The sequence below is a fragment of the Proteus columbae genome (assembly GCF_002777965.1).
GTDB classification, from domain to species: Bacteria; Pseudomonadota; Gammaproteobacteria; order Enterobacterales; family Enterobacteriaceae; genus Proteus; species Proteus columbae.
In genome coordinates this window covers 250,823-269,495 of sequence record NZ_NGVR01000008.1, presented here as the reverse complement: position 1 = coordinate 269,495, position 18,673 = coordinate 250,823, and the positions used below count along the sequence as shown (strand labels likewise).

Below are 18,673 nucleotides of genomic sequence, written 5' to 3'. Positions count from 1 at the left end.
TCCATCTTTTAATTAATATTTAGGGTAATAAAATTAACGAGGTGTATTTAATTGCAGAATTAATTGCTGTAAGGATGTCAGCAAATTACTTGCCCAAAATCGACCTTCATTGGTGAGTTTCATACAAAGAAAATCGTCTTCAACAAGACCTGCTTGATACCATTGATTTAATAAAGGGGAGAGCTGAGTCGCCTGTGGACTCAATTTGGCTAAATCAACACGCCCACACTCGATACCAGCTTGTAATTCATGACGCCAACGAAAACCACTATCAGTTGTACGACTCATCATCATTAACGGCTTTTGGTTATCTGTAATTTTTTGATAATAGCTATCCAATGAACGCTCTATCATCCATGAATAACCATTAACTGAGCCACCAGCACCAGAGCCAAAAGCAAGGCAATCCGCGCCTTGTTTAATTAATAAATTATACAGATTGCGCTCACGAGTTGTTCTAGCCCAATGACTATTACTGATCTGACGCCAACCCACATTCTCCATAAAATCACAACCTTGAAGATAGAGTGCACGCCGTTCTATCGGTGTTGGTACAGTCACTCGCTGATTTTCCACCGCTTTGCCTAATGGTGTATTGGGTAATAAATTCAATGCATATAAATCGACACCGTCTAAACCAATATCATGGGCAATAGTGAGATCTTCTTGCCAATTCACCGCATTTTGTCCCGGTAATCCAAATAACAGATCACACACCACAGCAGCTCTATCTCGCAGACAGAGTCCTTTCATAAACTTAGCGGCTTCTTCACCAGTTGATGTCCTTGCCATTCGTTTGCGTATTTTGCCGTTAAATGTTTGAATACCAATAGAAAAGCGGTTTGCACCGGCATCCAAACAAGCATCAATTCGATTATCATCAAAATTTAAAACGCGACCTTCAATCGTGATTTCACAATCTGGAGCTAAAGGAAGTGATTGGCGCAAATGTGTGATCACACGATAGAGATCTTTTGCTGATAATGCAGAAGGGGTACCACCACCAAAGTAAACTGCATGAATTGGTGCTGACTGATAAAGTAAGCTATCTGATTCAGCCGATATCTCACGCAATAATGCGTCGGTATAGCGCGTACAGGCTTCTTCATGGTAGTTATTTTGATAAAAACCACAAAACGTACAATGAGTTGCACAAAAAGGAATGTGGATATACAACAAACGTTTACATGCAGGTGTTTTACTTTCTAATAAAGCTTGCCATGTTGATTGTTGTTCTTCTTTTGCAATAGGTACTGAGCCTCTCCATGGCATCGTGGCATGTCTATCACGAAAAGGGCTATCGCCCTCAAGTGCAAAATGGGGAGTAAGATCGATTTCAGTCGAAGATTGCGTGCTATGTGTTGCGACTAACTCTTTCATTATTAAATCATTCCTACTTATTATCATTAACAGGATCAGCGGGATAAAACTGTTGATGCAATAACTCTACGGCATCCACAATACGAGGTCCCATTCCCAAAATAAGGGATTGATCAATTTCAATAATGCGTTGGTTTTTCCATGCTTGTGTCATAGAGACACCGGGAACGGACGCTAATCCTTCAGAGGCTCTTATGCCACCAGTATGATTTTGTTGGCTTTGTGTGGTTATCACGATAACTTCTGGATCAGCCGCAATAATGGCTTCTGCGCTATAGATACGATAATTTTCGTGCGTAGCGATATTATCGCCACCCGCTAATGCCAAAATGGCATCTGCAACACTGCTTTTTCCTGCAACTTGAGGAATTCCCCCTCCAGGTGAAAGAAAAAACAACACTTTTACTTTCCGTTTAATGTGATTATTTTTTTCAGCAATCACCGCTAAACGAGATTGTAATGTATGAATTAATGCTTCAGCCTCGGTTTGCTTATCGAGAGAAACCGCCAGTGTGCGAATATTTTTCAGCATTAAATCAAACGTTGCAGGTGTTCGTGGTAATGCAATTACATCAACCTTATGTTGTGCTAATTGGCGCAACACCATTTTAGGTTCAGCATCATCCCAAGTAACAAAAGTAGAAGGGAGTAAAGACAGAATTCCTTCTGTACTTAACTGTTTCCAATATCCGATATGGGGCAATGCTTGTGTTTGTTCAGGATAAGACGTTGTTTCATCAACACCGATAACCTTATTACCAGCACCTATGGCGTAAACTAATTCTGTTATAGAGCCGCCAGCAATAACCCAACGCTCACTACTATTGTTATCTTTTGCCATTAAGTTAAAAGGTAACAATAATAAACTAAGTGTGATTACTATTTTTTTCATAATTAAAATGCCCATGTCAGACCAACTGCAGCATTAATACCCGCAGCAGGAATAGATTCATGAGCAGTTTGATAACGCTTATTCAAAATATTATTTAAATCAAAGTTAATACGGTATTGATCGTTATTACCAAATTCCGTACTCAGTGAAAGATTAACCGTTGTCCAACCTGCATAGTGCTGTTTGTTTTCTGGGTTACTATGATCTTTCGCTTTTGTTGCTGCTCTTAAATATAAGTCTGACATTAGGTTCATATTATTGAGCAATAATAAATGCTTAGCACCAATGCGAGAGGTTAATGTCGGTTCGCCTGTATCCCATGTTTTCAATGTTGATCCAATAAATTGACGACGTATCACATTGGCAGAAACATAAGGAGTAATTGACCAACCTTGGTATTGCGCCATCACTTCCATACCATAAGTTTTAGCACGATCGATATTATCGTAATAGAAATAATCTGCTCGGCCTGTTTTACTATTTCCTTCGCAAATAGACTGACCTGCACAAGCAAGAGATGTGATGTAATCTTTGGCTTCAGAATAATAAATCGCGCTATCGATATACCAATTATTCCCTTTATAACGCGCACCAAATTCCACATTATTAGAATGTTCAGCACCAAGATCTCGATTACCGTAAGTCACCGCACCGCCAGCAGTCGTGTTCATAAATTGCTGAACAAGCGTTGGAAAAACATAACCTTGTGCAAACGCGAGACGTAATTCTGTATCTTTAAATCCAGAATAACGCAAATTAGATGACACAATAAAAGCGTTATCTCTTACGGGATCAGAACCTAATGTCTTATAACTTGTTCCTGTTTTATTATGGTGGATAGTTTCATCACCATCTTGTAATTCTGATTTCAACCAATATTGTCTGGCACCCATTGTCCATGACCAATCATCTGTAATTTTCCAATTATTTTGAGCAAAGACAGAAATATTGGTTTGTTTACTGCGGTTATGTAACAAGGATTGTTTTTCATAATTTACAGCAGGTGGAAATCCTGTTGTGCTATTTGAAGAAGTTTGCCCAACGGACGTTTGTTTGACTTTATCTTGTTGATATTGAGAACCTAAAATTAATTCATTATTTGCAGGTAAAGTAAAATTAGCCTGCATTGTTATGCCTTGTGTATTCTGCGTATCTTCAGATTGAGTTCTATTTTTTACGGTTAAATTACCAATCATCGGACTACCCGTAGGCGTAACTACGCCTACGCGGTTTTCAAATTTTCGCTCTATACGTTGTGTATAGGCATCAATATGAAGTTTTTTGAAATAATCTGTATCAGCATCATAGTCATAAAATAAACCAATTTTTTCACGCTCAAGTTTAGGCACTTTAACGCTAAACTCTTGATATTTTCCTTCATCAGCATAATAAGATTGTGTTGATAAATTATAACGATCGAGCGAAAGACCAAACTTATGTTTATCCACTTTATAACCTAACCATGCACCTTGACCGTTATTTCTAAAATGCGTATTAGGTAAACGCCCATCAGGAGTATATCTATCATTATGATCGGCATAACTTCCATTAAAGCGATATTCAAAATCACCGACAGAACCTGAAATTAACGCAGACTCTCGCCATCCCATCGTTGCTGAGTCATAAACAACTTTGACATTTCCCCCAAAAGGCTTATCGCCACCTTTTTGAGTAATTAAATTCACTACACCGCCAATAGCTTGTGAGCCATAAAGCACAGAGTAGGGACCTTTAACCACTTCGATACGCTCTAGTGCAGATTCATCAATTAAAATACCGGCACCATAGTTTTGACCACCTCGTTGATAGGTCACTTCTTGTCCATCAACCAATAAAAGTACACGAGATGATGCTTCTCCACGAATACGGATCTGTTTACGGCCAGCAAGACTATTGTCCGTGATTTCAACACCGGGAATATCACGTAATTGGTCAGCAATAGAAGAGGAGGTTGATTGACTTAATGTTTCTTTATCAATAACTTGAATAGTAGCAGGACTATTCCATAAAGAAGATGCGCTACGTGTTGTAGTAACAACTAGTGTTTCTTCTTTAGGCGAAACATTATCAGCAATAGCATATTGAGAGAGTGAAAGTGTTAAAGCAGATAATACGAAGCAAGACTTAAATCGAATACACATAATTGCGGATCCTAATGAGATCAATAATGATTATCATTCGCTTTATAATTTAAGTTTTGGTATTCATCAACCATAAAATGGCAAATAGAATGCATCTTTGATTTAAATCAAAGTAAAAGTGTGATTTCATGCATATTAGATGCTTAAATAAACAAAAATAACACAAACAGAAGGGTTTTTAAGCAAGCACAGGAAAGAAGGTAAGTAAAAACACTAAGCTCTTATTCTTACCTTCACTATCAATGAGAGTTAAACAAAATGGGAGAAAATAAAAGTGGATAAAATGCTATTCTAACGTGTTAAGAAAAACTTTAAGCAATTGATTTAACGCTTGTTGCTCTTGTTGTGATAAACCAGAGATTAAACGCTTTTGATTCTCAACGTGTGCTTCTATCACTTTGTTGATTAATTTCAGGCCTTCAGGTGTTAGCGAAACTAAAAAACCGCGTCCATCTTCCGGATTAACTTTACGAATAACCCAACCTGCTTTTTCTAATTGATCAATACGATTTGTCATCGTGCCGGATGTAACCATCAGGGTTGATAGCATTTCCCCCGGAGAGAGGGTGTAAGGATCTCCTGCACGCCGTAGTGTAGCAAGAACATCAAAACTTGATGTATTTAAGCCAAATTGAGAGAAAACTTTCTCCATTTCGCGCGAAAGATGCAAAGTAATATTCCCCAATCGTCCAATTAATCCCATCGGGCTAATATCAAGATCAGGGCGCTCGCGCTGCCATTGTTTAGTAATGTTATCGATTCTATCCATGCATTTATCATGTCAATTATTTATCTTGACGTCAAGATATTATCAATTTATCTTGACCTCAAGATAAATTAGTCTAGTAACAACTAACCGAGTGATTTTATGAATCGATACACAACATTACTATTAACGGCATTGGCTCCCATTGTATGGGGGAGCACTTATATTGTGACAACGGAAATGTTGCCAGCTGATGTTCCCATGACATTAGCTGCCTTGCGTGCATTACCCGCAGGAATTTTATTATTAATTATCATGAGACAACTGCCACAAGGCATATGGTGGCTACGTGTCATCATTTTGGGTATTTTAAATTTCTCGCTGTTTTGGTGGTTATTATTTATTTCAGCTTATCGTTTACCCGGTGGCGTTGCTGCAACAGTAGGGGCGGTGCAGCCTTTAATTGTTTTATTTTTATCTCGTTGGTTATTACAAACGCGCCTATCCTGGTTATCTATTTCAGCTGCATTAGGGGGTATTTTTGGTGTAGCAATACTCATTCTGACACCAAATGCAGCACTCGATCCTATCGGAATAATTGCAGGATTAGGAGGCGCATTTTCTATGGCAACAGGTACTGTATTAAGTCGTCGTTGGCAACCGCCGGTTACGCCTTTAACTTTTACAGCTTGGCAATTAACCGCAGGTGGTGCTGTATTATTACCTTTTGCCTTATTATTTGAACCCGCATTACCTTCATTAACAGGTATTAATCTTTTAGGCTTGGCTTATTTAACCTTAATTGGTGGCGCATTAACCTATATTTTCTGGTTTAGAGGGCTAGCATTATTAGGCCCAAGCTCTGTGGCTTCATTAGGCTTTTTAAGCCCATTAAGTGCGGTTATTTTAGGTTGGGCATTGCTAGGACAACAATTAACGAGTTTACAAATACTGGGAATGATCGTGATATTACTCAGTATCTGGGCTAATCAACAGTCAGAAAAACGAGAAAGAGTAAAGCTTCAATCACTTAGTTAGTATTAATGTGTTATTTTAAACGTCATAAATACAGACCATTTAATACTGAATAACAAAGAGAGTGTTGTTATGCCTATATGGGTTGATGCTGATGCATGTCCAAAAGTAATCAAAGAAGTGTTATATCGTGCAGCAGATAGAGAAAAAGTAATTATTACTTTTGTTGCTAATCAACGATTAATTGTACCCGCATCGCCTTTCTTACGCACATTACAAGTTTCTGCTGGGTTTGATGTTGCTGATAACGAAATTGTTCGCCGCACCAATAAAGATGACTTGGTTATCACCGCTGATATTCCATTAGCTGCCGAAGTCATAGAAAAGGGCGCAGTAGCTCTAAATCCAAGAGGTGAACGTTATACTGAAGCAACTATTCGTGAACGTTTAAATATCCGTGATTTTATGGATACGATGAGAGCAAGCGGTATTCAAACTGGAGGCCCCGCAAGTTTAAGTCAACGTGACCGCCAACTTTTTGCGAATGAGTTAGATAAGTGGCTTTTACAACAAAAAAAACGCGCTTAATTTAGTCAGTAATAAACGCTGTTAATAAACAAACGGGCATAGATATTATTGCCCGTTTTTCTTTAAGATAAACTTTAACTTATTTCTTCTTTAATAATGAGATCAGACATAACGTTTTGTGCCTAAAATACTCGGTTTCTTCCCTTTAAAAACATGAGGGCCATCCATCGTTAATTTAAGCTCATCACCATTACGCGTTAACCAAGGTGTCGCTTCACTGCCTGCTCTTGATGTTACACCTGATGGTTTTAATGTAATGCTATCTTGATCAATTTCAATAATACCAATCACATAGGTATAAATCATATTATTGAAAAAGCCTTTCTTATATTCACAAGAACATTCAACCACTTGATTGCCATATTCCATACGCATTGTGGGTTTTAATGAGGCAACAGAAACACAACCATTACTAATAGCAGAATAAACACTACAAACCAACGCGACTTTACCTCCCATTAATTGGGAAATAGCAGGGTTAATTTCAACAGTTTCACAACCAGGTTGTTCTTGGCTAACACTCACTATATCACCGGTATGGAAAACAAAAGGATCTGACTGAAAAGCACCACTTTTATCTGGAGCTTGAATAATAGACATTTGACCATTCGGGCGTAAAATTCCCACACGAAGATCTAAATCATCATTATCTTTTCCGTCTCCATTATCTATCCATGTTGCACTCACTAAAATACGTTTAGGTGCATCATTGCCTTTTAGTAATGAAACCCGATGGCTACTATCTGGCTTAGTCAGTTTTACTACACTTTTTTGTATATTAACGGGAGCAGGTGGTGGCGTAACAACAGGAGTCGGCTCTTCAACTTCAACACCATAAAGGTTACATAAACCTGCCAATCCAGAAGCAAAACCTTGCCAAACAGAACGAACTTTATTTTGGCCATTGCGAACATAAAGTTCTAAAACGATGATGCCTGTCTCTTGTGAAAACTGGCTTGGTGCTAACTCAATAACTTCATTATTTATCAGCACTTGTGCTTTTAACTGATTAACAACGGCAAAACCACCTGCACTGCCATCTTGCGTTAATGTAATTGCTATTTTGGTGATATTTGCGGGTAAACGAGAAAAATCAAAATCAATACTATGAATAACGGTTGAGCCTTGAGTTATCGGCGAAATAAATGAAGCCGCCCCAGAGGCATGATGAGGAGCATTAAAGAAAACCATATCGTCGTCATTAACGACTTTTCCTGATCCTGTTACTAAAAATGCAGTCAGATTAATATCAAGATTATCGCCTACTGCATGAGAGACTTTAACTTGTCCTTTATTTTCACTGAGTGATGTATTTTCACCAGGTTGTAACGTTTTACTCATTAAACCGCTCCTTGATTGATAAGACTAACTGCAAGAAATTTAGTCAACGAATACGATAATAACTTAAATTAATTATTTATTCGGTGATCTCATTCACTTTCAATTGATATCAAAAGCCAATGAATTTATTTATAATCTTAGGGAAATTTTCCCATCAAGACGAGAGGTAATGATGTCATTTTCTAAATCTATGCTTGCTTTGGCTGTAATGGCAGTCTCCTTTTCCAGTTACGCGGCAAAACAGGCTGATTTGATGATAGTTGACGGCACTGTTCTGACTATGGATCAGCAAAATAGAATCATTGAACAGGGTACTGTTGTCGTAAAAGAAAATAAAATTGTTGCCGTTGGTGGCCCTGAACTTTCTAAAGAATATCAAGCCAATAAAGTATTAGATGTTGATGGTGATATTGTGATGCCGGGTTTAATTAATACCCATACTCATGGTTCAATGACTGTATTTCGTTCATTAGCAGATGATGTGCCAGACAGACTTCACCGTTATATTTTCCCACTTGAAAGCAAAATGGTTTCTCGCGAAATGGTCAGAGTGGGTGCTGATCTTGCAAATATCGAAATGGTAAAAGGTGGCGTAACAACTTACGTCGATATGTATTATTTCGAAGATGAAGTAGCCAAAACCGTTGATAAAATGGGTAATCGTGCAGTATTAGGAGAATCCGTTATTAATTTCCCTGTTGCCGATGCAAAAACACCAGAAGAGGGTATCCAATACGCAGTAAACTTTATTAAAGAATATAAAGATCACCCTCGTATTATCCCAGCTTTTGCCCCACATGCGCCTTATACAAATACCACAGAGAACCTTCAGAAAATTGCTAAGTTATCAATAGAACTTGATGTTCCTGTGATGATCCATTTAGCTGAAACCGATCGTGAACAAGAAGAAATCGCTAAACGTACTGGTGGTAAAAGCCCAGTTCAATATATGGCAGATATCGGAGCGTTAAATAATAAAGTTATCGCGGCTCACGCAATTATGGTTGATGATAAAGATATTGATTTACTGAAAAAATATGACGTTGGTGTCGCTCATAATATCAGTGCAAATACTAAATCAGCGAAAGGTGTCGCGCCTGTCGTCGCAATGCTAGAAAAAGGTGTTCGTGTGGGTTTAGGAACTGATGGCCCAATGTCAAGTAACACACTAACGACCATGAATGAGCTAAACCTTGTGGGTAAAATCCATAAATTAGAGAATAAAGATCGTGCGACTATGCCACCATTAACCGTTGTAGAGCTAGCAACAATGGGTTCGGCGAAAGTATTACATATGGAAGATAAACTGGGATCTTTAGAATCAGGCAAACTTGCTGATATTATCGTTGTTGATACTAAATCACCTAACATGGTGCCAATGTATAGCCCTTATGCAGCATTAGTTTATGGTGCAAATGGAAGTAATGTCCGCCACACCATTGTTGATGGAAAAATCTTAATGGAAGATCGCCAATTATTAACAGTGGATGAAAAAGCCATTATTAAAGAAGCGCAAGATTTCTCTGATAAAGTGCGTAAAACTGTTATCGACAGCGGTGAAGTTGTTAAATAAAAATCGATAACAATATTTTATCCTAGGCAGTTTGTTTTTAAACTGCCTTTTTATTGTTTATTACTGAAGTTTTTCTCTTACTCTTATCTAAACAAAACTATATAAAGCTAATAAAAGCTAAATATCTCTTCATCATTAAGATAATCCTTATTATTTAAATATTCATTTAATTAAAAACACTAATAGGCTGTTTTATCTGGTTTTTTCTCCTTCACGCTATTAGATCTTTAAGTTTATTCTGTTATCTAATTTATTAGAGATGCAATACTATCTAAATATACTTGTGCAACAGTGCATCTCTATTTTGCCGTTCTTACTAATACTGCTCATCAACTATGGATAGAATGAAAATGATGATTAAACCCAATAGACTAACACTATCGCTTATTACATTATCTATTATTAGTGCAACTAGTGCTTTTGCTAATGAAATCAATCCAGTAGATAACACACAACCACTTAATTATGATATAAAACTTAATCAAGCAACTATTTTTCTACGAGGTGCTGAACTCGATAATAACGTAACGCTCAATTTACCTGCTGGGCAGAGTGAAGTTGTTTTATCTAATGTTGCAAACAATATTGATCCTAAAAGTTTGTCAATTAGCATTGATAATGACGATGTGATTATTAACACCATTAACGTTAAAAAAACGCCTATTGCCCCTAGTTATCCCTCTGCAATTGCAGTATTGATGGAAAAGCAGAAAGATATTAATAAAAGAATTGAAGTATTAAACATCAATATTAATGTGGGTGATGAACAAATTACCTTACTAAAAGACCAATCATTTTTTGGATATAGCGAAACTCAGTCATTAGAACACTCATCACAAAAATTTGATTTTATTAGCCAAAAAATGACATCTATTCTAAATCAGCAAAAAATGGCGCGTGAAGAAATTGCTGAACTGACAGAGCAACTTGAAGAATTAAGCAGACAATTAGAAATTGATATGCCAATTATTGCAAAAGAGAAAACACAAATTGTTTTATCTTTAGGCACATCAAAAAACTTAACCAGCAAAATGCGTATTTCTTATATAACACCAGATGCTGGATGGTCACCCGCTTATGATATTCGAAGCCAAGGAATGGATAAGCCGATATTACTCACCTATAAGGCAGATGTTATTCAAAATACAGGATTAAATTGGGATAAAGTAAAATTGGTTTTAACATCAACTAATCCATCACTTAATATCACTGCGCCAACCTTATCACCCTGGTATTTATCTCTTTATAATAACACTTCGAAATTCAGACAGTCTAATATGGATATGAAGATGGCAATGCCAGCTCCCGCATTAGAGGCAATAAGTGAAGAACCAAGAGAGCGATTAAGTAAAGGTGTAACTCGTTACGTAACAACCAATAATAATGGCATTAATTTAAGCCATGCTATCGCGTTACCTTACACCTTAAAAAATAGTACAGAGCCTAATACATTAGTGATTAATCAAAAAGAAGTTGTTGCAGATTATCGCTATTTAACAACGCCAAAATTAGTTGAAGAAGTTTATTTACAAGCTGAAGTGAAAGATTGGGAAAACTTAAATTTACTCAATGGTCGTGCAAATATCTACTATATGAATAGCTTTGTTGGCAATAGTTATATTAATACTAATGAATTAACAGAGTTATTTAGCATTCCATTTGGAATAGATAAAAATATTCAAATTAGCCGTATTAACAATGAGAAGATAAGAAAAGAGCCTATCTTTATTGGTACAACGATTGAACAAAAAGAGAGTTATACCATTAAAGTAAGAAACACTTACAACGCTCCTATAAAAGTGACCATTTACGATCAATTACCACTTAGTCAGGAAAATAATATCAATGTAGCAGATGCGGTTTATAAAGATGGCGTACTTGATAAAGATACTGGCGAAATTAAATGGGATATCACATTAGGTGCAAAAGAGGAAAAATCATTACCTCTAAATTACACTCTTTCTTATCCTAAGAATAGACAAATTGTGGGGTTATAATTTTTCTCATCTAAATTTAAAAAGTAAAATAGAAGAGGGTGCATTTGCACCTTTTTCTATTTTAAAGAAAAACTAGTTACTAATTTTTAAACCACTGCATGACTTCTTCATAACTTCCTTGGTAAATAATTTTATCTTCCTTTTTGCTTAATTGATAACGATACATAGGATCGTAATACTCTTTAAGTAAAGGGGTTAACCAAGAAAAATGTGCCTCTGTGCTAGACTCTTTTTTTTGTATTTCTAGGGCATTATCTAGCAACTGAGTTAATTCTGCTGCTCTTTGAGAGCCTAATCGGCGGCGGATAGCAAATAAACCGTGATGCAGATAATCACTGTAAGCTTGCCAGCCTTTTTCTTCGCCATACGCTTCCAGATAATCATGAGTCATGCGATCAAAGTATTCTGCCTTCAAACGTTCTATGCGTCGCTCTAAGGGATCATCAACAACAACGATTGAAGCCTCAACCATTTTTGCTCGTAAACATTCAGGTAATCCATTAGCACCAATAGCGCGACCTTCATCCTCAAGTACCCATCGTGTATATTTTGGGGCTTTCTGCAACATTTCAACACCAAGATGGTTTTCAAATGTGGCTTGAGGAAACTGATCTTCTACAATGCGGCCAAAAGATGAACCTCGATGGTGTGCTATACCTTCAAGGTCAATACCCTCAGGCAACGAACGCACTAAAGTCGTTTTTCCATTACCGGTACATCCACCAATTAAGATAATAGGTCGTTGAACCAATTCATTGGTCATTTCAATAACAGCCTGTCTTAGCGCCTTATATCCACCTTCAATTAATGGATAATCTATGCCTATTTCTTTAATCCATTGCTGAACTATATGAGAACGCATTCCTCCTCGAGCACAGCAAATATAACCATTGGGAAATTGCTCACAAGCTTCACGCCAAGCTGCGATACGGTTATCACGAATTTCACCACTCACTAATTGATGCCCTAAATCGACCGCTTTTTGTGAGCCTTGCTGTTTATAACAAGTTCCCACAGCCGCACGCTCTTCATCATTCATTAAAGGCAAATTGATAGCATTAGGGATCGAACCTTGATTAAATTCAATAGGCGCACGCACATCAATAATTGGTGTGTTATTAGCAAGAATATGTCGAATATTTTGAGCAGAAAACGTTGATTCCATAATAAAAATTGTTATATCTAGTCTGGCTGAAAGATTGACTACTATACTCTTAAGAACATGTGATGACACGTTCTTATCGTATGTTTTTATTAAATTATAGAGTGTTATTTCTGACAGAATAATTTTTTCTAGAACAAAAAAATACACCACTGTCAGTAAATCCTATGGCGTATTTTTAAATTTGTCACAATGGCATTTTACCACTGTTTAATATTTCTATCTTCCTGTGTCACTGATGTTAATTTGGCTAATAGAGGCAATAATTTGTGCTTAAAATCGTCCATAAAGGTGTAAATAACAGGTACAAATAATAAGCTTAATAGTGTTGAGCTAATTAGCCCGCCAATAACCGCAATAGCCATTGGTCCTCTAAAACCCGCATCAGCACCCGTCGTTAAAACAAGAGGGATCATTCCTGCAATCATTGCAAAAGTGGTCATAATAATCGGTCTAACACGCTCTTGACCCGCCTCTAAAATTGCTTTTTCAAGACTTAACCCAGCACGTTCTTTTTCAAGAATAAATTCAACTAACAATATTGAGTTTTTAGTCACAATGCCCATAAGTATAAGAATGCCAATAATCACAGTTTGTCTGTTAATGAAATTCTAATATCATATTGTTTTATTTAGGTGCGTATTTTTCACTTTTTTAATCATCGTGAATACAATTTAGATGATATTTTTTGTTTATCACTTATAATCACAACGTATTCCAGAATAGCTCAGTGGTAGAGCATTTGGCTTCGGACCGAAAGGGCGCAGGTTCAACTCCTGCTTCTGGATCCCTCATTAATAATTTCTATTGTTTGATTCCTTTCAAAGCAATCAAAAACCATCTCGAATACCTCTCTTTATTTGGTGAATATCATGGCTGATAAACAAAACCTATTACCCGTTGGACTTTCTTATGCACAATCACAATTGGCTAAAGTGTTAAGCCAACCCGAGATAAATAACCATAAAGTTCAACAATGGGAAGCTGTCTTACACCAGATACTGCAAGGGCAAGCCAATTATGGCAACCGAACACCATTCGAAAATACACCTGCATGGATCACCCTTGAAGTTATAAAAGGTGGATTCGCCACCGGTAATTGGTTAGCAGGTGGAGAAACAACACCTGAAGAGCAATATTTATTAGATAAACTGCAAATAAAAACCTCGCCTGAAAATCAGCGATTAGCGTTAAATAGCTACTATTTAACTGATGAAGGAATGAATGTTCTTAATAAATGTTTAGATAATGAAAACTATCTTATTACGGTTCCTGAAGAGAGTGTTTTACTCACTGTTGCATGGCTGATCAGAAATAAAGCTCAAGCTTACGCAAGAGACTTACTTGATATTATTTCGCCTTGGTTTTCAACATTAAGATTTTACCCTCGCATTGTCGAACAACCTGTCATTTCAGGCAGTACAGTAAGAGTGCAAGATCTCGATATGACAATTTACGATCTTAAAAGAATAAAACCAAATAAACGCGTATTAGCACAAAAAGAAGCCGTCACTATTTGGCATCCTTTTAAAGTGAAAATGGTGGTGTTGCTTTCAGATATTGTTGATAAGTCATCAAGTAGTACAATTACATCGTTATGGAGACAATCGGCAAAAGATCTTATTGCTGAGTATTCCAAATTACGTAAACAATATTTCCTCTGCAATAAACCTGTAAAAAATAAAGGCGATTTTGCAAAATTACGTATCGCTATTGAGCAATTATCTCTTGAAAGGAATGAGTTAGATCTTCATCAGGCACAACATATTCGTGTTTTATTACAACGTCATATTGAGAAGTATGGTGTGCCAAATTCGGAAAAAAGCGATAGAAAACAAAAAACAAAGCAAGATGATGTGCAAGCACCATTACATTACACATTAAGTCGAGTCATTTTAAACCGACTTGATAGTTTAGATATTAATAATGGTTTTGATGATAAAGAAATTGCCACAAAAGCTATTTCTGAAAGTGAAGCAAGCAAATTTAATTTAACGCAAGATTATCCTATTCCACATATCATTACGTATAAAACAATGCGTAGTTTTAATACTACAGCAAGCCAACTTATCGAGCGAAAATTAATCACATCTTCAGAGGCTTTAAGCAGTATTATTCCTCAAATTACAGCGGGTTTACGTGCCAATAGTCTATTAGATATTCCATTACGCCATCTTTACGAAAAAAACTATAGAGCATTTAAACAGCGTCGTTCTTTATTGCTATTAGATTTACAACATCAAGTGCAATTAGAAGAGCTACCGTGGGTTGCGATTATTGATAAGTTTCGTACAAAACAAATTTCCAACAAAACTATCTTCACGGAAGTATTAAATGAGTTTTTATTATTAAACTTTCGTTATTTTCCACATACGCAGCTACCTAACCCTTTATTACAAGAATTGAATTCACTGACATCTGAAATAGATCCAAGTATTAAATGGAGTGAAGAACTTGCAACAGACATTTTTATGGGAATGTTTAGTAAGAAAATCGCTAATATATTGATAAAAAACGCTGATTCAGTGTTACCTTACAGCCTGTATTCACAATATTATGGTGTTGATTATTTACTATTAAAGCATGAATTACGCACTGCTTTATCGTCTGCAAACACACAAGGAAGCGATCCTTATGCAACATCTCGTGTGATTTTAAAATGGTGTGAAGATAGAACAAATGAAAAATTTGTCTCTTATTCTCCTGCGATAAATGGGGAATTACTTGAGCAATCCTACATATTAACAACCCATAACCTTAGTACTATTTTTAATACCCTTGGTCTTGCTGACAAATTAAAGCCATTTTTGCTTGATATGTGTAAACAATGCCTGCAAGTCATCAATCGTTATTTACAGGCTCCTTATCGTGGTTATCACGCATCATTAATCACAATAAAAAATGCGGCTTATGCATGGCGACAATGTGTTTTTTACCTCTCTTATTTATCCCAAGAAGAACTGCAACAATTTGTTTTATGGGCAGAGAATTATATTGATACCCAATCTCAATATTTCAAAACATTATTTATGCCAATTTGGAATGGGCTAATAAGCGTAATAAATACACCAAATAATTATAATTATGATGATAAAGCATCACATCTTATTTTTTATGGTTGGTCTAAAAAACATTGGATGATGAAGACTATTTTAAAAGCTAACGGTGAAGAAATTCTTGAATAATACCCAATAATCAGGGCGTTATTTGTTTAAAATACACTGTTAAAAATAGGTACTGTTACGAGGCTTATGTGATATTTGAAATTTTTAGAACACTTTTACATTACAGCTTGCACTTTTTAGCTCCTATTTTATTAGGCTATCTTTTCTGGCGTAAGAATTGGAAGATAGCCTCATTGCTTATGATAGGAACAATGGCTATTGATATTGACCATTTGTTAGCAACACCTATTTTTGATCCCAACCGTTGCAGCGTGGGTTTTCACCCACTACATACTGTTTGGGCTGCCTTAGTTTACTTAGGTATATGGTTTTTACCCTCATGGAAATTAAAAGCCATTGCAGTAGGGTGTTTATTTCATTTATTTACTGACTCGGTTGACTGCTATTTAGGTGGATTAAAGCCAAATTTAACAATAACGATGAGTTGTGATAAAGATTATTTTATATCTGCTCTAAATAATGATTTTATTATCCTAAAATAGTAGGAGATTTAGACTTCCTTGCAAATGATGTTATTTGTTGATTTCTTATAGAGAACAATTCGGCGTAAATAGTGACTACCAACGCAACATCGAAAGAAAATCATCACAATAAACGGTTATCATCGCCGAAAAAGTCATCTGCTAACCACTGCGTTACGGTTTTAGTATTAATTTGATTTGCTTGTAGTTTTTCAATCGCAAAATATTCAGGGAAAGAGGCATCAGATTCATCATACTCTTTTTCGAGTTGTTCTAATTTAGTGAGCGCATTTTCATAATTATCAAAAATTGCTTCAATATCACGATAGATCTGCCCAAAACCTTCACTAAAACGTGAAACTATGTAATAAAAATCTGAAAGGGGGATATTACAGCTAAAACGGTCTAATTTCACATCTTCGACTTCTATCCATCGGTCTTTTTCAGCGAGTACTTCAACTTGATTGTCTTCGCTTTGATTATTTTTAATAAATGCCACTCTTGCTTTTTCAGCCGCATCTTCATTGTCAAAAGCACCTAAAATAAAATTAGGCCCTTCATAGCCTGAAATTCCTACTATACATAAATGAATTATATTCATATTTATTACTCTTTCCCGAGATAATCCTTTAGATTGTTTTACAGCCATTCTTAATATCATTTCAGGTATTATAAGCCACTAATGTGCTGCATGACTTCACTTGTTTTCTCTCTTTTAAGTCTCATAATCTGGTGGTAATTGCAAAAAGCTTGATGTAGAGTGCTCAGTCTTTTTTAATGAAGTCTATTGGGGAGGCTGAATGTTTATTGGCTTTGACTACGGAACATCGAATTGTTCTGTTGCAATTATGAAAGAGGGAAAACCCACTCTTTTGCCTTTAGAAGGTAATGATGTGTATATTCCATCAACCCTTTGTGCGCCAACCCGTGAATCTGTTTCTGAGCACTTATTTCGCCATTTAAATATTAAACCTTCCAGTGAAGTTGGCGAACAATTACTAAGAAAGTCGATTGCGTTTAATCGAGAAGAAGATATTGAATTAGTTCCTGAAGATATTCTTTTCGGACAATCTGCACTAAGTTTATACTTACGTGATCCTCGTGATGTCTATTACGTTAAATCACCTAAATCCTTTTTAGGTGCTTCAGGCCTACATGATATACAAATTAGCTTCTTTGAAGATTTAGTTTGCGCCATGATGGCAAATATTAAGCACCAAGCAGAAAAAAGCACACAAGAAGCGATAACAGATACCGTTATTGGCAAACCTATTAACTTTAATGGGTTGGGTGGTGATGCTTCAAATAGACAAGCTGAAAGTATTCTTATCCGTGCAGCTAAAAGAGCTGGCTTTAAGAATATTATGTTTGAATTTGAACCTGTGGCTGCGGGGCTTGAATATGAATCTACATTAAATAAAGACCAAACAGTGTTAGTGGTTGATATTGGTGGTGGTACAACAGACTGTTCATTAATTCAAATGGGCCCAAGTTACCAAGGCAAAACTGACCGTTCAAACTCATTACTTGCCCATAGTGGGCAACGTGTTGGCGGTAATGATCTTGATATTTACCTTGCTTTTAAACAGCTTATGCCATTATTTGGTATGACAGGATTAACATCTTCAGGTATTAAACTACCACTGAAACAGTTCTGGGATCCTATTGCGATTAATAATGTAGAAGCTCAGAAAGAGTTTTATTCTCGTCAAAACCTTGCTGTATTAAATCAGCTAAGACGAGATGCAAAAGAGCCTGAAAAAATAACGCGCCTTATTGAAGTCTATAATGAAACATTAGGTTACAGCATTGTTCGACGTGCAGAAGAAGCTAAAATTGCCTTATCAGATTCTCCTGAATATATTGCTAATATCGCGTTATTAAGTGAAACCTTAGAATTAACGATTGAACGTGAACAGATGGTTGAATCTATTGAATCACCAAAAAGCAAAATGATTGAATTAGTTAATGATGCGGTTCAGCAAGGAGGCATAAAACCCGACGCTGTCTTTATGACGGGAGGCTCTGCACGCTCGCCTATTTTATGTCAAGCCATTGAACAGCAATTACCTAATATTCCGATTGTTAAAGGTAATGATTTTGGGTCGGTTACCGCAGGATTAGCGCGTTGGGGCGAGGTTTGCTTTAAATAATGAGTATCAAATAATCGGTTTTAAATAACTGACTTTTTCAATATATTAAAGCGCTTTACATTCAATCATTGTATTGGTTAGATGTAGAGCGTTTTTCTTTATAAAACACGATAAAAACA

At 36.3% G+C, this 18,673-nt stretch carries 15 protein-coding genes and 1 tRNA gene; 8 read left to right on the top strand and 8 right to left on the bottom strand.

The features are described 5' to 3' along the window. Positions 1 to 33 precede the first annotated feature (33 nt). The 4 genes from hutW to CBE70_RS03585 form a co-directional block, all read right to left on the bottom strand. Positions 34 to 1,380, bottom strand: coding sequence for a heme anaerobic degradation radical SAM methyltransferase ChuW/HutW (gene hutW, locus CBE70_RS03600; RefSeq protein WP_100158235.1), 1,347 nt, complete (start codon positions 1,378 to 1,380; stop codon positions 34 to 36). Positions 1,381 to 1,393: 13 nt separating this feature from the next. Further along, positions 1,394 to 2,221 carry a heme/hemin ABC transporter substrate-binding protein gene (locus CBE70_RS03595; RefSeq protein ID WP_408633997.1) on the bottom strand — a complete coding sequence of 276 codons (828 nt, stop codon included), beginning with the start codon at positions 2,219 to 2,221 and terminating at the stop codon, positions 1,394 to 1,396. Positions 2,222 to 2,274: 53 nt separating this feature from the next. Next, complete coding sequence (locus tag CBE70_RS03590; RefSeq protein WP_100158234.1) at positions 2,275 to 4,413, bottom strand: TonB-dependent receptor plug domain-containing protein; 2,139 nt, start codon at positions 4,411 to 4,413, stop codon at positions 2,275 to 2,277. 286 nt (positions 4,414 to 4,699) lie between these two features. Further along, the gene (locus CBE70_RS03585; protein WP_100158233.1) at positions 4,700 to 5,182 is read right to left on the bottom strand and encodes a MarR family winged helix-turn-helix transcriptional regulator; all 483 of its coding nucleotides are present in this window, start codon (positions 5,180 to 5,182) and stop codon (positions 4,700 to 4,702) included. Positions 5,183 to 5,281: 99 nt separating this feature from the next. Between CBE70_RS03585 and CBE70_RS03580 the strand changes: the two genes are divergently transcribed. Both CBE70_RS03580 and CBE70_RS03575 read left to right on the top strand, forming a co-directional pair. Continuing rightward, positions 5,282 to 6,157 carry an EamA family transporter gene (locus CBE70_RS03580; protein WP_100158232.1) on the top strand — a complete coding sequence of 292 codons (876 nt, stop codon included), beginning with the start codon at positions 5,282 to 5,284 and terminating at the stop codon, positions 6,155 to 6,157. Positions 6,158 to 6,226: 69 nt separating this feature from the next. Continuing rightward, entirely contained in the window at positions 6,227 to 6,682 is a 456-nt protein-coding gene (locus tag CBE70_RS03575; protein WP_040133470.1) for a YaiI/YqxD family protein, read from the top strand. A 102-nt stretch (positions 6,683 to 6,784) separates the two neighbouring features. On the opposite strand, the gene CBE70_RS03570 is transcribed toward CBE70_RS03575, so the two are convergent. Then, on the bottom strand, positions 6,785 to 8,023 hold the full coding sequence (locus CBE70_RS03570) for a TerD family protein (protein ID WP_100158231.1): 1,239 nt from the start codon (positions 8,021 to 8,023) through the stop codon (positions 6,785 to 6,787). A 172-nt stretch (positions 8,024 to 8,195) separates the two neighbouring features. Here CBE70_RS03570 and CBE70_RS03565 point away from each other — a divergent pair, with 172 nt between their 5' ends. Both CBE70_RS03565 and CBE70_RS03560 read left to right on the top strand, forming a co-directional pair. Further along, entirely contained in the window at positions 8,196 to 9,596 is a 1,401-nt protein-coding gene (locus CBE70_RS03565; protein ID WP_100158334.1) for an amidohydrolase, read from the top strand. Between the two features lie 350 nt (positions 9,597 to 9,946). Then, positions 9,947 to 11,593: a DUF4139 domain-containing protein gene (locus tag CBE70_RS03560; RefSeq protein ID WP_157925989.1), complete on the top strand. Its 1,647-nt coding sequence runs from the start codon at positions 9,947 to 9,949 to the stop codon at positions 11,591 to 11,593. 79 nt (positions 11,594 to 11,672) lie between these two features. Here the strand turns inward: CBE70_RS03560 and mnmH are convergent, their stop codons facing one another. Beyond that, a complete protein-coding gene (gene mnmH / locus CBE70_RS03555; protein ID WP_100158229.1) occupies positions 11,673 to 12,758 on the bottom strand; it encodes a tRNA 2-selenouridine(34) synthase MnmH in 1,086 nt (361 codons plus the stop codon). Between the two features lie 197 nt (positions 12,759 to 12,955). After that, positions 12,956 to 13,345, bottom strand: coding sequence for an efflux RND transporter permease subunit (locus tag CBE70_RS03550; RefSeq protein ID WP_269800192.1), 390 nt, complete (start codon positions 13,343 to 13,345; stop codon positions 12,956 to 12,958). A gap of 126 nt (positions 13,346 to 13,471) precedes the next feature. On the opposite strand from CBE70_RS03550, the gene CBE70_RS03545 reads away from it, so the two are divergent. The 3 genes from CBE70_RS03545 to CBE70_RS03535 all read left to right on the top strand — a co-directional run bounded on the left by CBE70_RS03545 (position 13,472) and on the right by CBE70_RS03535 (position 16,422). Continuing rightward, positions 13,472 to 13,543: transfer RNA gene (locus CBE70_RS03545), tRNA-Arg, on the top strand. Positions 13,544 to 13,627: 84 nt separating this feature from the next. Beyond that, a complete protein-coding gene (locus CBE70_RS03540) occupies positions 13,628 to 15,940 on the top strand; it encodes a hypothetical protein (RefSeq protein WP_100158227.1) in 2,313 nt (770 codons plus the stop codon). A 68-nt stretch (positions 15,941 to 16,008) separates the two neighbouring features. Then, positions 16,009 to 16,422, top strand: coding sequence for a DUF6122 family protein (locus CBE70_RS03535; protein ID WP_100158226.1), 414 nt, complete (start codon positions 16,009 to 16,011; stop codon positions 16,420 to 16,422). 103 nt (positions 16,423 to 16,525) lie between these two features. Here CBE70_RS03535 and CBE70_RS03530 read toward each other — a convergent pair whose 3' ends face one another. Continuing rightward, positions 16,526 to 17,002, bottom strand: a complete 477-nt coding sequence (locus CBE70_RS03530) for a hypothetical protein (RefSeq protein ID WP_100158225.1) — start codon at positions 17,000 to 17,002, stop codon at positions 16,526 to 16,528. A 199-nt stretch (positions 17,003 to 17,201) separates the two neighbouring features. On the opposite strand from CBE70_RS03530, the gene yegD reads away from it, so the two are divergent. Beyond that, positions 17,202 to 18,554, top strand: a complete 1,353-nt coding sequence (gene yegD, locus CBE70_RS03525; protein WP_100158224.1) for a molecular chaperone — start codon at positions 17,202 to 17,204, stop codon at positions 18,552 to 18,554. Positions 18,555 to 18,673 lie beyond the last annotated feature (119 nt).